The sequence below is a fragment of the Ruegeria sp. AL3 genome (assembly GCF_056536065.1).
In genome coordinates, this window is sequence record NZ_JBQFJG010000001.1 from 707,957 (window position 1) to 721,065 (window position 13,109).

Genomic DNA, 13,109 nt, shown 5'->3' on the forward strand with positions numbered 1-13,109 from the left:
GCTCCGATCCTGATGTGTCTGTCTTTTGGCCAGTCGTGGGGGCAAACCGCGCCGGTGTCAATGCAGCCGAAGGTGTGGAGGGCGCGAGGACGTACGCTCCCAAATCACGACCGGATGGGCCGATCCACCGTTCAGTTCGGCCAGCATATGCTCGGTTTTCAGGCCCGGCAGCGCCGAGAAGACATCGAACAGCGCCTCGGCCCCTTCCGCATTCACAGGAATGTGAAGCACCGCCTGACCCGGTTGTTCCAACACCCAATGCGCCGGCGTCGAGGTCGGATCGAGCGCCAGCCGCTCGATCTCGCGCGTGGCGATGATGCCGCCATCCAATGGGCCGAAATAGGTGATCTGACCTTCATCGACGGTCACGACACCCTGTCCGCCAGTGCCGGTTCTGAACCGCGCGCGCTGCACCCCGATCACCGCCAGGGCGATTGCGACAGCGACAAGCAGCCAGCCGATCCACCCCAGCAGACCACCGGGCCCGTTGATCCAGCTGAGACCGAGGATCAGGACAAACCCGGCTACCAGCACTTCGCGCCAGCGCCACAGGGCCAGTTTTGCCTCGGGTCGGATGAAACTCATGACAGCACCTTTTGTGGTGTTTGCAACAGGGCGATCCGATACCAGCCGATCTGCTGAAACCCCATCGCCTCATAGGCTCGCGCGGCAGGTGGATTGTTGGCGAACAGGATGGCCTTGTTCGCGCCCTCGGTCCTCGCCTTTTGCAGCACAGCCGTTGTGACCTTGCGTCCGAGCCCACAGTTTCTGTTCTCGCGCGGCACGAATACACCGCCGACCTGAACCTGATCCCGGACTGATGCATTGATGGCGGCCATGGCTACGGGGGCGTCGTCTTCCAGCATGACAATCGCCCTGCCTGATTGAATATCGGTGGTGATCCGATCTGAGGCCATTTCACGCGCCTCTTGCCCTTTGGCCTGGTCGGTATCCTCGAAGTAATCCGCAAACCAACGCGTCAGTAACGGCCGGTCTGCCTCGGACAGGGCACGAAATGGAATCGGCGCCTCTGGGATTTCGCCCAGATCCAGGCGGTACAGGGGTTCATCATGATGCAGGCGATAACCGGCCTGTCCAAGCCCTAGCGCGTCCAATATCATCTCAACCTGTTGTGCAGCCCCTGTCATGCCCAGGACGATCTGACCTGCGATCCGACCCGCAAAGGCCTGAGCTGCCTCTGGCGAACAATCGGGCAGTTGCGCCATCAGGTAGCCCTTTTTGGTCAGGCCGAATACGCCTTGGATGCGATCCTGCCCCCAAATGAAGAACCGGGTGGAGTGGTCATCGTCTCCAAATCCAATCCCGTGCGCCAACAGGTTGCTGCGCAGAAACATGGAAGTATCGGGATGTTTGGCCAAAAACGCCTCAATGGCCGGGGCATCAGACGGCGAGGCTTCTTGGATCACGCCCAATCCCCCAGCGCCTGCTGCCACATGGTCAATGCAGCCACCGCTGCCGTGTCGGCCCGCAGGATACGAGGGCCAAGGCTGACCACATGCGCGAATGGCAACCCTGTCAGACGCGCGCGTTCCTGGTCCGAAAACCCGCCTTCTGGGCCGATGAGAATCGCCCAGGGCCGTCCTTTTTCATTGGCGGCCAATCGCAGGGCCGATCCAACCTCGGCTTCGTTGCAGAACATCAGTTGCCGATCTTCGGGCCATGCATCCAGCAGCCGATCCAACCGCTGCAATTCGGCAACCTCAGGCACGAAGGTTCCGCCACACTGCTCGGCCGCCTCGACGGCATGGGCCTGCAGGCGGTCCTGACGAATGCGTTCGGAATTGGTGAACTCGGTCTGCACCGGCAGGATACGCGCCGCGCCCATTTCGGCGGCTTTTTCCACGATGAAATCGGTGCGGGCCTTTTTTATGGGCGCGAACAGGAACCACAGATCGGGCGGCAGCTGCAACGGTTTCGTCTGTTCAAGGCAGGTTAGCGTCCCGCCGCGTTTTCCCGCTTCGGAGACTTCGGCCAACCACTCTCCGTCCTGCCCGTTGAACAGGGCGACCTGCCCTTTGACCGCAAGGCGCATGACACCAAAAAGGTAGTGCGCCTGGTCGCGCGTCAAAGGAACCGATTGCCCCTGACCCAAGGGCTGCTCTACATACAGTCTGATCTTCGCACTCATGAGACCCTACATATGCAAGGCAATGCCCCAACACCAGATGGTCAAGTCGCCGATGCCGTCAGCGGCAACTGGGTCGACACCCACGCCCCGGCCTTTGCCCGCCCCTATCTGCGCCTCAGCCGCGCGGACCGGCCCATCGGGACATGGCTGCTGCTGATTCCCTGTTGGTGGGGGCTGGCGCTGGCGATCCTGCACGATGGTCAGCCGCGTTGGGAAGATCTGTGGATCGCCGTGGGATGCGCATTTGGGGCCTTCCTGATGCGGGGCGCCGGTTGCACGTGGAATGACATTACGGACCGGGAATTCGACGGGCAGGTCGAACGCACACGCTCGCGCCCGATTCCGTCGGGTCAGGTCAGTGTCCGGCAGGCCGTGGTCTGGATGATCCTGCAGTGCATTCTGGCGCTTGGTATCCTTCTCAGCTTCAATCAGGCGGCAATCGCAATGGGTGTTCTGTCCCTGCTGCCCGTGACGATCTATCCGTTTGCCAAACGGTTTACGTGGTGGCCTCAGGTGTTTCTGGGGCTGGCCTTCAACTGGGGCGCCCTTCTGGCCTGGGCGGCGCATAGCGGTTCCGTGGGATGGCCTGCGGTGACGCTCTACCTGTCTGGAATCGCGTGGACCCTGTTCTACGATACCATCTATGCGCATCAGGATGCCGAGGATGACGAACTGATCGGCATCAAATCAACCGCTCGTCTGTTCGGAGCCGATACAGCGCGGTGGCTGAAGTACTTTTTGGTGGCGACCGTGTCGCTGATGGGGCTGGCCATCGTCGATGCAGGGGTGCCGGATACCTCGATGCTGGCATTGGGTGTTGCGCTCTGTGGGCCTTGGGCAATGGGCTGGCACATGATGTGGCAACTCCGCGCGCTGGACATCGAAGACAATGCCAGGCTGTTGCAATTGTTCAGGGTCAACCGCGACACTGGCTTGATTCCGCTGATCTTCCTCTGCGTCGCCCTGTTGCTCTGATTGCACCTGCTGAACGTGGCCTGTAAAGATCGGCCCAACCGCCTGAGGAGTGTCAAACCCAAATATGCGTCTGCCGTATTTTATCGTTGTTTCCCTGATCTTTCTTGTATCAGCCGGGCTGTCGCTTTTGGCAGCCAGCTATGCCGTCACAAAGATCGAAGAGACATCGGAATTCGCCGTGCGCCGGGCGCTTGACCTCAAAGGGCACGACTGGGCCGAGGTCGAGTCAGACGGCTTGCGCGTGGTCCTGACCGGGATTGCACCCGATGAGGCGACACGGTTCAACGCACTGACCGCAGCCGGAACCGAGGTCGATGCGTCCCGCGTAATCGATGAAATGGAGGTTGAAGCGACCTCTGCCCTGGCGCCGCCGCGCTTTTCGGCGGAAATTCTGCGCAACGATCACGGCATCTCGATCATCGGCCTTATCCCGGCCAGCGAAGACAGAGATGCCCTGATCAGAAGGCTGGGCAACCTCGACCGCAACATCGCAGTTTCAGACCTGATGGAAACCGCGGATTACCCCAAGCCCGATGGTTGGGATGCCGCGATATCATATGCCATCGAGGCGCTGGCCAGCCTGCCACGCGCCAAAATTTCCGCAAACGCCGATTTGGTCAAAATCACCGCCATTGCGGACAGCCAACAGGAAAAACAACGTCTCGAACGCGATCTGACCCGCGCCGCGCCGCCCAGCCTGCGGATCGGGCTGGCGATCTCGGCACCTCGTCCCGTCATAACGCCCTTTACGCTGCGTTTTCTGATCAACGAAGACGGTGGGCAATTTGACGCCTGCTCGGCACAAGATACAAAAGCACGCGACCGGATCGTGACCGCTGCGCGCGATGCCGGCTTGTCGGGAACATATTCCTGCACCATCGGTCTGGGCGAGCCCTCGCCACGCTGGCCCGAAGCCGCCGAGAAGAGCATTCAGGCACTGGCCAGAATCGGCAAAGGCTCGGTCACGATGTCGGATGCGGACATCACCCTGGTTGCGGCGCAAGGCACGGATCCAGCCTTGTTCGACCGGGTTGTAGGTGAACTTGAAACAGCGTTGCCTCAGGTCTTTGCCCTGCATGCCGTGCTGCCGGAACCTGAAACCAGCGAACAGACCGGACCCGTCGAGTTCTCGGCGACCCGCAGCCCCGAAGGGCTTGTGCAACTACGAGGGCGCCTGGGGGATGAAACGTTGCGGGACATGGTCGACAGCTATGCCCGCGCGGCCTTCGGCTCGGATCAGGTCTATACCGCGACCCGCATCGCACCGGGGCTTCCGGCAGATTGGCCGGTGCGTGTTCTGACCGGCCTCGAGGCGTTGGCCCAGCTTCACAACGGGGCCCTGACCGTAACACCAGGCTCGGTCGAACTGACCGGCCTCAGCCATGAAGAGGATGCCAAGGCCCGTATCGCAGGTCAGTTGTCGGACAAGCTGGGCGAAGGGCAGGAATTCACCCTGACGATCACCTATCAGCCTCCGCCAGAGCCCGAAGACGCGCTGCCCGATCCTGAAGTCTGCGAAGCGCAGATCGCCGAAATCCAGACCGTCAGCAAAATTGCGTTCGAACCCGGATCAGCGACGATCGCATCCGACTCGCGCGATACGGTGAACCAGATCGCCGACATCCTGCGCGACTGCGGGCCGATCCGGCTGGAGATCCAGGGCCATACCGACAGCCAGGGCCGCGAAGAGATGAACCAGCAGCTCAGCCAGGCACGGGCGCAATCGATTCTGAACGAGCTGCGCGGGCGGCGCATTCCCACCAGCAGCTACACTGCCGTTGGATATGGTGAAACACAGCCCATCGCGGACAACGACACCGAAGAAGGCCGCGAAGCCAACCGGCGGATCGAGTTCCGGCTGATCCGTCCCGAGCCGGTCGAAGCCTCCGAAACAGGTCTCGAAGCGCTCGAGGCTGAGGCCGAGGCTGGGGCTGAGGCTGACGCGCCTGAAACGGATCAGACCGAATCGACCGCACCAGACACGGACGCAGAGGACCAGTAAGTTGAACAGAACCGAATTCATCATTGCCACAGCCGTCATCCTGTTTGCGGCCTTCTGCATGGGCTGGTTTGCCAACTGGCTGGCACACCGCCTGTCCCGCGTCCGCCAAAGCGACGTTGCCGATCTGGATCGCATGAGCCAGGAACTGCACGAAGCGGAAGAAACCCGCGATCAGGCCATAACCTATCTTCAGCAACGTGAAGCCGAGCTGACCAACCAGCTGACCCAGACAGAGGCAGAACTGGCCGCGGCCATGGACGGTCTGCGCGCCGCGCGGCAAGAGGCCGAAGAAATGCGCGGTCGCATCAACAACGCCGACTAAACGCTACAGTATCAGTTCAGGCAAACGACAGCCTCAACTTCGAACAGCATCGGTTCGATTGCCAGCTTTGGCACCGGAACCTGGGTTTGCGCTGGCAGAGTATCTCCAAACACGCGTTTGACGGCGTCAGTCAGCAGGCCGAGTTTCGACAAGTCGTGGTCCACCACGTAAACCGTCAACTTCACAACCTGATCGCACTGCGCCCCAAGCTCGTGGATCACCGCCTTGAGATTGGTATAGGCCTGTTCGACCTGCGCGCCGAAATCCGGCGACAACGCTCCGGTTTGATCCTGCCCACCCTGACCCGAGACAAAGGCCAACCGACCGGCGCCCGGGGTTACAACGGCGGTGCTATAGCCGTTCGGGGATGGGTCGTGGAGGTGTCCGGGATTGACGATCTGAGGACGCAGGGTCGTTTTGAGATTTTGTTTTTCAAGTGTCATGTTCGAAATCCTTGCAGAGGTGCAAGGACAGGTCTAGACGGTATTAGTGCCAAATTTTGTCACTGAATATGCTAGGTTGGGCTAATGAAAGCCGCGACCAGACAAGACGCCATCGCCCGTATCCTACGACGCAACAGCAGTTCCACCGTAGATGCGCTGGCCGCAGAGGTCGGCGTCTCGCGCCGCACCGTCCTGCGCGACATCGCTGCACTGCGTGATCAGGGATTTGTAATCTATTCCGAATGTGGCCGGGGTGGCGGGCTGCAACTTGATCCGCAATCCGTCCAAACAACCGCCCGGTTGTCGGCAACCGAGGTTTTTTACCCTGCTGCTCGGCGTGGCGTCAATGCGGGCGGCACGTGCATTGCCGTTCTCGGATCTGGCGGATGCAGGTCTGGCCAAGATCGAAAAATCCCTGCCAGCGGACCGGGTGCGCGATCTGCGTCGCTTTCTCGATTGCCTCTACGTTGGACAATTGTCGCCTCAGCAGAACCTGTCAGACCTCGGACCCATGGATGCGGCCCTTCTGCCCGCCTTCGAACAGGCGTTTCTGAACCGGCTTTACCTGCGCTTTGGTTATCGCGACGCCAAAGGGGTCCAGAGTTTTCGCGAAGTTGAACCGCAAGCTATGCTGATCCTGCCACCGCTCTGGTACCTGGTTGCCTGGGATCCGCAGCGGGATGATTTTCGGCATTTCCGCATGGACAGGATCAGCGACCCGGAATGCGTTGAGGGTGCCATGTTCCGCCGCAAGAGAGTTCCGTTCGAAGACGATGTTTGCCCGTTCAATGATCTGCCGAAATAAGGCCGCGTCAGCCGATCCGCCCGCTCGACGCATCCTCACCACCGGGTCAGCGCGTCTTCATCCTCATCCTTGGCGGCAACCCATTCCGCACCCGACCGGGTGATTTCTTTCTTCCAGAAGGGAGCACGGGATTTCAGGTAATCCATCAGGTACTCCGCCGCCTCGAACGCATCCTTGCGATGCCGTGCAGCGGTGGCCACCATCATGATCTTGTCGCCCGGGGCCAGACGTCCATGGCGGTGAATCACCAGCACATCGCCCAATGCCCAACGCGCCTGCGCCTCTTCGGCGATCTTGGTCAGGGCGCGTTCGGTCATACCGGGATAGTGCTCGATCTCCATCACATCCAGATCACCGCTCGCCAGATCACGCACAACGCCGGTGAAGGTGACGATGGCGCCGTTGGAATCATCCCCGGCGGCAAAGGCATTGGCCTCGGCCCCCAGATCAAATGCCTCCTCCTGAACCGCGATCCGCATCGGTCAACCGCCCGTCATCGGTGGGAAAAACGCAACTTCCCGAACACCTGCCAGCGACGCATCGAAATCCGACAGCTCCTGATCCAACGCAACGCGCAGCGCGGACAGATCGGCAAATGCCACTGCATAGCGCTCTTCCCGAGCGCTCAGTTCAGCCACTAGATCGCCGACCGTGGCCGCTTGCGTTTCGACCTTTTCCTTTGGCAAGCCGATGCGTTCGCGCACCCAGGCGAAATACAGAACATCCATCGGTTAGCTCTCCTTCAGATGAGGCATGGCCTTACGTAGATAGTCATAGCCGGTGATCAATGTAAGCGTTGCCGCAATCCACAACAGCCACAGCCCGACCTGACCCGCCCAATACATACCATCGACATTCAGACGCAGGTGGTTCACGTCTTCGACCTGACCCGCAATGATCTGCTCGACCAGCTCGGCATCCATGCCAAAACTTGCCATCACGGCATAGTGCTCGAAGATACCCTGCGAAAACAGAACCGCGATGGCGACCATCTGGGCCGTGGTCTTCCATTTGGCCAGTTTGGTGACTTTGAGCGTCCCGGCCACATCGCCCAGATATTCCCGCAGGCCCGAGACAAAGACTTCGCGAAACAGGATCACGGTTGCAGGAAGGACAAGCCACGGCGTCCAGTGCTCGGTCGAATAGCCCACAAGGATCATAAGCGCGATCACCACCATAGCCTTGTCGGCGATCGGATCCAGCATCGCTCCGATCTTGGTCTCCTGCTTCCATGCGCGGGCCAGATACCCATCGAACCAATCGGTAATCGCCGCTGACAGGAACAGGATCAGTGCAAACCAGTCCGCATAGGGGCGGGTGAAATACAGAAACATGACTGCCAGCCCGGGCGCGGCCAGCAGGCGCAGGACGGTCAGGAGATTAGGTAAATTCCACTTCATGGCTTGGACCCTATATCGCCGGTCCGGGACAGAAAAGCCAATCAGACAAAAAACTGCATCACTCACAGACGCTTGGTCAAAGCGCCGCAGGCCCGACGTCTCAGAACAGTACCTCTTGGCCTTTCCCGGCTTTGCGGTCAGATTGCCGCGCAAGCCCAGCCGGAAAGTACCAGATGACAGCGCATATTCAAACCGACACACGGTCAAACATGATTGGCAGCCTCTGGATGGTTGCCGCGATGGCCGGTTTTGCGCTGGAGGATGCGTTGCTGAAGGCAGCCTCAGCCGCGCTGCCGATCTGGCAGGTCCTGGTTCTTTTCGGCGCGGGCGGGTCGGTGATTTTCGCTGCGGTGGCTCGGGCCCGCGGGCAGCGGCTGCTGCAACCTGACGTTCTGTCCCGCCCGATGAAAATTCGGGTGCTGTTCGAGGTCTTTGGTCGGTTGTTCTATGTTCTGGCCATCGCACTGACGCCGTTGTCCTCGGCTACGGTGATTCTGCAAGCCACGCCTCTGGTCGTTGTAGCAGGCGCCGCGTTGTTCTTCGGCGAGACAGTCGGTTGGCGGCGTTGGAGCGCTATCTTTGTCGGCATGATCGGCGTTGTCGTCATCCTGCAACCCACCGGAGACAGCTTTTCGCTGCTGTCGATACTGGCGGTGCTGGGAATGCTGGGATTTGCCGGACGTGATCTGGCCAGCCGCGCAGCACCTGCCACGCTTGGAACCGAAGTCCTGGGGTTCTACGGCTTCCTCAGCATCATCGTGGCCGGCGTGGCCTATCGGTTCTGGGAGGGCGCGCCGATTGCACCGGTTGGCCTTCACACCAGCCTGCATCTGATCGGTGCGGTGCTGATGGGCGTAATGGCCTATGCATCGCTGATGAAGGCGATGCGCATCGGCGAAGTGTCCGCCGTGACCCCGTTCAGATACACCCGGCTGTTGTTCGGCATCGGGCTTGGCGTAGCCATGTTTGGAGAGAGGCTGGATCCCAACATGTGGATCGGCAGCGCGCTGATCGTCGCGTCGGGTCTTTATATCCTGTGGCGGGGCCGGCAGGCCTAGCCCTTGTCGTGGAAGAAATCGTAAACCTTTTGCGCCAACCCGGCCGAGATTCCTTCGACCGCTTTCAGATCGGCCAGATTGGCCCGGCTGACGGCTTTGGCGCTGCCGAAATGGGTCAACAGAGCACGCTTGCGCGCAGCCCCTACCCCTGGGATTTCATCCAACGGCGTTGCACCCACGGCCTTGGCGCGTTTCGCACGATGGGTGCCGATGGCGAACCGGTGCGCTTCGTCCCTGAGGCGTTGAATGAAATACAACACAGGGTCGTTGCGTTTCAGCGCAAAGGGGCGCTGGCCGATCCGGTGAAACTCTTCCTTGCCGTGGTCGCGGTCGACCCCTTTGGCGACGCCGACCATGGGAATGTCTTCGACCCCATGTTCGACCATGATCTGATGCACCGCGCTTACCTGCCCGGCACCGCCATCGATCAGCAACAGATCGGGCCACAGCCCTTTGTCGCGGTCCGGGTCTTCCTTTTGCAGTCTGGTGAAGCGGCGGTTCAGCACCTCTTTCATCATGCCGAAGTCGTCACCCGGTGTCAGGTCATCACCGCGAATGTTGAACTTGCGGTAAGCGTTCTTCATGAACCCCTCGGGGCCGGCCACGATCATGCCGCCGACAGCATTGGTGCCCTGAATATGAGAGTTGTCATAGACCTCGATCCGTCCAGGCGGACCATCCAGATCGAACGCCTCGGCCAGCCCGCGCAGCAACTTGGCCTGCGTGGCACTTTCCGACATGCGGCGGGCCAAAGCCTCGCGCGCGTTGCGCAAGGCACCGGCAACAAGTTCCTGTTTTTCGCCACGCTGCGGCACAAGGATTTCGACCTTGCGCCCGGCTTTCTCAGTCAGCGCGTCCTGCATCAGATCCACATTTTCGATTCCGTCCGACAGGATCAGCTGACGCGGCGGCTCCTTGTTGTCATAGAACTGGCCCAGAAAGGCCTCCATCACCTCGGCAGGTGAAACATCCGGGCCGACGCGGGGATAGAAATCCTTGTTGCCCCAGTTCTGGTTCGCACGGATGAAAAACACCTGCACGCAGGCCTGACCGCTGTCCATATACAGGCCGATCACGTCCGCCTCGGCCACACCGCGCGGGTTGATGCCCTGAGAGGTCTGCACCTGCGTCAGAGCCCGGATGCGGTCACGCAGACCTGCGGCGCGTTCGAACTCCATCGCCTCGGATGCGGCCATCATCTGCTCGGCCAGTTCCTCTTGCACCTTGGTCGAGCGGCCCGACAGGAAGCGTTCGGCGTCCTTCACGCTTTCACGGTAATCCTGCTCTGAGATCAGGCCGACACACGGCCCGGAACACCGTTTGATCTGATACAGAAGGCATGGCCGCGTTCGGCTGTCGAACATCGAATCCGAGCAGTTGCGCAGCAGGAACGCTTTTTGCAACTGGTTCAACGTCCGGTTCACCGCACCGGCACTGGCGAAGGGGCCGAAATAGGCACCTTTTTCCTTCTTCGCCCCTCGGTGTTTCTTGATCTGCGGAAAGTCATGATCCTTGGCGACCAGTATGTTCGGAAAGCTTTTGTCATCCCGCAACAATACATTGTACTTGGGTTTGAGCTGCTTGATCAGGTTCTGCTCAAGCAGCAGGGCCTCGGTCTCGGTTCGCGTGGTCAGGAACATCATCGAGGCCGTCGCGGCGATCATCTTTTCGATCCGCCCCGAATGACCCGGCCGTGTGTAATTCGACACCCGTGCCCTGAGATTTCGGGCTTTGCCGACATACAGAACCCGGCTGTCTGTATCGAGCATGCGGTAAACGCCCGGAGAACTGTCCAGCGTTTTTACATAGCGCTGAATGCAGGCATAGCCGGTGGGGGATGATTCGCTGTCGGTGGTCATGATCCTGAGATATGATTCTCTGGCAATGGCTGCAATCTCACGCTTGTCAGATCAAGAGAAAACAAATCCACGGTTTCTGTGGATAAGTGTGAAGATAAAATTCCGGAAGATCAGAAATCCCCTTGTTTCCTTGCCTTTTCCTTTACTTGCACAAAAAATAGGCAACTTATCAAGTGTTTGTTTTTAAACATTATTTTTTTGCTTACTTAGCAAGTGTATGAAAAAAAAGACATTTTTGTAACGCACATGTAACACGATTGAGAGCGGTGCAAAACTTGCAGCAGAATTACTTATTCTACACCCAGAACATCCGGAGTTTTCCAACCCAGATGCTGACCGCCGTCCACACATAAAAGCTGTCCGGTGACCGCGTGTGCATCCAGAAAGTACCCAAGCGCAGCGGTTATGTCAGACGGGTTGGATCCCCGCTCCAAAACGGTATTTGAACGCTGTGCCTGGAAATGTTCTTCGCTTTGGCGGTGGCCCTGCATCGTTGGGCCCGGCCCGATCGCATTGACACGGATCGTCGGAGACAACGCCTGCGCCGCCGTTCGGGTCAGCGTCCACAAACCCATTTTTGCGATGGTGTATGACATGAACTCTGGCGTCAGTTTACGCACACGCATGTCCACCATGTTGACGATGAGGCCGGTTGCAAGCGGTTCGCCATTTTCATCTGTTCCGGCGCTCAGCCCCTGACCGGCCATGGCCTGCGTCAGCACAAAGGGCGCGCGCAGGTTGCTGTCGAGATGTCGATCCCAGCTTTGCCGGGTTGCCGTGCGGATGTTGTCGTATTCGAAGATCGAAGCGTTGTTCACCAGACACGTGATCGGCCCGCCCAGCGCCTCGGCCGCTTTGGGCAGCAGCGCCTGAACCTGAGCTTCATCCAGCAGATCGGCCTTCAGGGTCATGGATTTTCGGCCCAGGGCCTGTACCTCTGCCGCCGTCTCCTGCGCCGGACCTTCGGATGAGGCGTAATGCACGGCCACATCGAAACCTCGATCTGCCAGATACAGTGCCATGGCCCGGCCCAGACGAATACCGGCGCCGGTGACTAGGGCTCGGGTCATTCTTCACCTCGTTTGGTCAGATCACACCAGCAATACGATGACGTAAAGCACATAAAGGAAAGTCAACACCATCCCCCAGACGCGCGAGATGTCGCGTTTGAGGAATACAAACGGAACCAGCAGCAGCGATGCGCCCAGCATGACCCACAGATCGAACCGAAGGAATTCCGGATCGACCGGAATGCGCCCGAACCAGGTTGCGATCCCGATGATGGCCAGAAGGTTGAACATGTTCGAACCGATCACGTTGCCCAGCGCGACATCGGCCTGTCTGCGCAATGCGGCCATAAGCGTCGTCGCCAGTTCGGGCAAAGAGGTTCCAACCGCGATCAGGGTCAGGCCGATGACCGTTTCACTGACCCCATAGGTTCTTGCGATGACGGTCGCGTTGTCGACAAGCAAGTGCGCACCCATCGGAAGCCCCACCAACCCCAGGATCAGGTAAATCGATACCTTCCAGTAGGGCATGTCAGGGTCGGCTTCCTCCAAGCCTTCAAGCTCGTCATCATCCGCGCAAGCCTCACCACAGGCCTTGCGATGTGCTTTCGCCTCACGAAAGGCAGTCATCAGGACAAGACTCAACGCCGCCAGCAGGATCAGACCGCTGAAGAATGTGAATGTTCCGCTAAAAGCCAGCCCGATGAACAGAACCGTCGCCAGCAGCATGAAGACGTAATTCCTGCGGCTGTCACATTCACTGGTGTGAATCGTAGCCAGCAATGCGGGCAGTCCAAGAACCAACAGGATGTTGGCCGTGTTCGATCCGACAACGTTGCCCAGCGCAATACCGGGAGCGTTCTCTTTCAATGCGCTGATGGCGATCAGCAACTCGGGTGCAGACGTTCCGAAGGCCACTATCGTCAGGCTGACAATCAACGCCGGAACACCCAGACGCAAGCTCAGGTTCACAGCACCGCGCACAAGCGCATCGCCTGCAAGCAGCAGAATCAACAGCCCAAGACCAGACAGCAGCCAAGTGGTGATCAAGTCCGACCTCCTTTTTCGCAGGCACAAGGGCCTTTGCCT

General features: G+C 59.5%; 15 protein-coding genes and 1 pseudogene. 6 read left to right on the forward strand and 10 right to left on the reverse strand.

What is annotated here, in order from left to right; genetic code table 11:
* Positions 1-57 precede the first annotated feature (57 nt).
* Genes ACR3E6_RS03590 through ACR3E6_RS03600 form a run of 3 tightly spaced genes read right to left on the reverse strand, consistent with a single transcriptional unit; the run spans position 58 to position 2,149 of the window.
* Complete coding sequence (locus ACR3E6_RS03590; protein ID WP_480485860.1) at positions 58-585, reverse strand: hypothetical protein; 528 nt, start codon at positions 583-585, stop codon at positions 58-60.
* Complete coding sequence (locus ACR3E6_RS03595; RefSeq protein WP_480485862.1) at positions 582-1,427, reverse strand: GNAT family N-acetyltransferase; 846 nt, start codon at positions 1,425-1,427, stop codon at positions 582-584. The genes ACR3E6_RS03590 and ACR3E6_RS03595 overlap by 4 nt, the downstream gene beginning before the upstream one ends.
* The gene (locus ACR3E6_RS03600) at positions 1,424-2,149 is read right to left on the reverse strand and encodes a 16S rRNA (uracil(1498)-N(3))-methyltransferase (protein ID WP_171635083.1); all 726 of its coding nucleotides are present in this window, start codon (positions 2,147-2,149) and stop codon (positions 1,424-1,426) included. Before ACR3E6_RS03600 ends, ACR3E6_RS03595 begins: the two co-directional genes overlap by 4 nt.
* Before the next feature lie 12 nt (positions 2,150-2,161).
* Here ACR3E6_RS03600 and ubiA point away from each other — a divergent pair, with 12 nt between their 5' ends.
* The 3 genes from ubiA (at position 2,162) to ACR3E6_RS03615 (ending at position 5,448) form a co-directional block, all read left to right on the forward strand.
* The gene (gene ubiA / locus ACR3E6_RS03605; RefSeq protein WP_480485864.1) at positions 2,162-3,124 is read left to right on the forward strand and encodes a 4-hydroxybenzoate octaprenyltransferase; all 963 of its coding nucleotides are present in this window, start codon (positions 2,162-2,164) and stop codon (positions 3,122-3,124) included.
* 64 nt (positions 3,125-3,188) lie between these two features.
* Positions 3,189-5,126: an OmpA family protein gene (locus ACR3E6_RS03610; RefSeq protein WP_480485866.1), complete on the forward strand. Its 1,938-nt coding sequence runs from the start codon at positions 3,189-3,191 to the stop codon at positions 5,124-5,126.
* A gap of 1 nt (position 5,127) precedes the next feature.
* Entirely contained in the window at positions 5,128-5,448 is a 321-nt protein-coding gene (locus tag ACR3E6_RS03615) for a hypothetical protein (RefSeq protein ID WP_117870533.1), read from the forward strand.
* Positions 5,449-5,459: 11 nt separating this feature from the next.
* Here ACR3E6_RS03615 and ACR3E6_RS03620 read toward each other — a convergent pair whose 3' ends face one another.
* Entirely contained in the window at positions 5,460-5,891 is a 432-nt protein-coding gene (locus ACR3E6_RS03620; RefSeq protein WP_480485868.1) for a RidA family protein, read from the reverse strand.
* A gap of 84 nt (positions 5,892-5,975) precedes the next feature.
* On the opposite strand from ACR3E6_RS03620, the pseudogene ACR3E6_RS03625 reads away from it, so the two are divergent.
* Both ACR3E6_RS03625 and ACR3E6_RS03630 read left to right on the forward strand, forming a co-directional pair.
* A pseudogene (locus tag ACR3E6_RS03625) lies at positions 5,976-6,086 on the forward strand (helix-turn-helix transcriptional regulator); the annotation flags it as partial.
* 151 nt (positions 6,087-6,237) lie between these two features.
* Positions 6,238-6,696 (forward strand): helix-turn-helix transcriptional regulator, encoded by a 459-nt coding sequence (locus tag ACR3E6_RS03630; RefSeq protein WP_480485870.1) that lies wholly within the window; start codon positions 6,238-6,240, stop codon positions 6,694-6,696.
* Positions 6,697-6,731: 35 nt separating this feature from the next.
* On the opposite strand, the gene ACR3E6_RS03635 is transcribed toward ACR3E6_RS03630, so the two are convergent.
* Genes ACR3E6_RS03635 through pgsA form a run of 3 tightly spaced genes read right to left on the reverse strand, consistent with a single transcriptional unit; the run spans position 6,732 to position 8,096 of the window.
* On the reverse strand, positions 6,732-7,175 hold the full coding sequence (locus ACR3E6_RS03635) for a molybdenum cofactor biosynthesis protein MoaE (protein WP_171635087.1): 444 nt from the start codon (positions 7,173-7,175) through the stop codon (positions 6,732-6,734).
* Between the two features lie 3 nt (positions 7,176-7,178).
* Positions 7,179-7,424: a molybdopterin converting factor subunit 1 gene (moaD, locus tag ACR3E6_RS03640; RefSeq protein ID WP_209834739.1), complete on the reverse strand. Its 246-nt coding sequence runs from the start codon at positions 7,422-7,424 to the stop codon at positions 7,179-7,181.
* Between the two features lie 3 nt (positions 7,425-7,427).
* Positions 7,428-8,096: a CDP-diacylglycerol--glycerol-3-phosphate 3-phosphatidyltransferase gene (gene pgsA / locus ACR3E6_RS03645; RefSeq protein ID WP_117872882.1), complete on the reverse strand. Its 669-nt coding sequence runs from the start codon at positions 8,094-8,096 to the stop codon at positions 7,428-7,430.
* Positions 8,097-8,269: 173 nt separating this feature from the next.
* On the opposite strand from pgsA, the gene ACR3E6_RS03650 reads away from it, so the two are divergent.
* A complete protein-coding gene (locus ACR3E6_RS03650; protein WP_480485872.1) occupies positions 8,270-9,154 on the forward strand; it encodes a DMT family transporter in 885 nt (294 codons plus the stop codon).
* On the opposite strand, the gene uvrC is transcribed toward ACR3E6_RS03650, so the two are convergent.
* The 3 genes from uvrC to ACR3E6_RS03665 form a co-directional block, all read right to left on the reverse strand.
* On the reverse strand, positions 9,151-11,013 hold the full coding sequence (gene uvrC / locus ACR3E6_RS03655) for an excinuclease ABC subunit UvrC (protein ID WP_171635096.1): 1,863 nt from the start codon (positions 11,011-11,013) through the stop codon (positions 9,151-9,153). The two genes, ACR3E6_RS03650 and uvrC, sit on opposite strands and share 4 nt — an antisense overlap.
* Before the next feature lie 290 nt (positions 11,014-11,303).
* Positions 11,304-12,083 (reverse strand): SDR family oxidoreductase, encoded by a 780-nt coding sequence (locus tag ACR3E6_RS03660; protein WP_480485874.1) that lies wholly within the window; start codon positions 12,081-12,083, stop codon positions 11,304-11,306.
* Between the two features lie 21 nt (positions 12,084-12,104).
* A complete protein-coding gene (locus ACR3E6_RS03665; protein WP_171635180.1) occupies positions 12,105-13,067 on the reverse strand; it encodes a calcium/sodium antiporter in 963 nt (320 codons plus the stop codon).
* Positions 13,068-13,109 lie beyond the last annotated feature (42 nt).

Excerpts from the sequence above, each read along its gene's own strand:
- uvrC (WP_171635096.1), bottom strand. The coding sequence starts at position 11,013 with ATGACCACCGACAGCGAATCATCCCCCACCGGCTATGCCTGCATTCAG.
- ACR3E6_RS03660 (WP_480485874.1), bottom strand. The coding sequence starts at position 12,083 with ATGACCCGAGCCCTAGTCACCGGCGCCGGTATTCGTCTGGGCCGGGCC.
- ACR3E6_RS03635 (WP_171635087.1), bottom strand. The coding sequence starts at position 7,175 with ATGCGGATCGCGGTTCAGGAGGAGGCATTTGATCTGGGGGCCGAGGCC.
- ACR3E6_RS03650 (WP_480485872.1), top strand. The coding sequence starts at position 8,270 with ATGACAGCGCATATTCAAACCGACACACGGTCAAACATGATTGGCAGC.
- moaD (WP_209834739.1), bottom strand. The coding sequence starts at position 7,424 with ATGGATGTTCTGTATTTCGCCTGGGTGCGCGAACGCATCGGCTTGCCA.
- ACR3E6_RS03600 (WP_171635083.1), bottom strand. The coding sequence starts at position 2,149 with ATGAGTGCGAAGATCAGACTGTATGTAGAGCAGCCCTTGGGTCAGGGG.
- ACR3E6_RS03610 (WP_480485866.1), top strand. The coding sequence starts at position 3,189 with ATGCGTCTGCCGTATTTTATCGTTGTTTCCCTGATCTTTCTTGTATCA.
- ACR3E6_RS03620 (WP_480485868.1), bottom strand. The coding sequence starts at position 5,891 with ATGACACTTGAAAAACAAAATCTCAAAACGACCCTGCGTCCTCAGATC.
- ubiA (WP_480485864.1), top strand. The coding sequence starts at position 2,162 with ATGCAAGGCAATGCCCCAACACCAGATGGTCAAGTCGCCGATGCCGTC.
- pgsA (WP_117872882.1), bottom strand. The coding sequence starts at position 8,096 with ATGAAGTGGAATTTACCTAATCTCCTGACCGTCCTGCGCCTGCTGGCC.
- ACR3E6_RS03590 (WP_480485860.1), bottom strand. The coding sequence starts at position 585 with ATGAGTTTCATCCGACCCGAGGCAAAACTGGCCCTGTGGCGCTGGCGC.
- ACR3E6_RS03630 (WP_480485870.1), top strand. The coding sequence starts at position 6,238 with ATGCGGGCGGCACGTGCATTGCCGTTCTCGGATCTGGCGGATGCAGGT.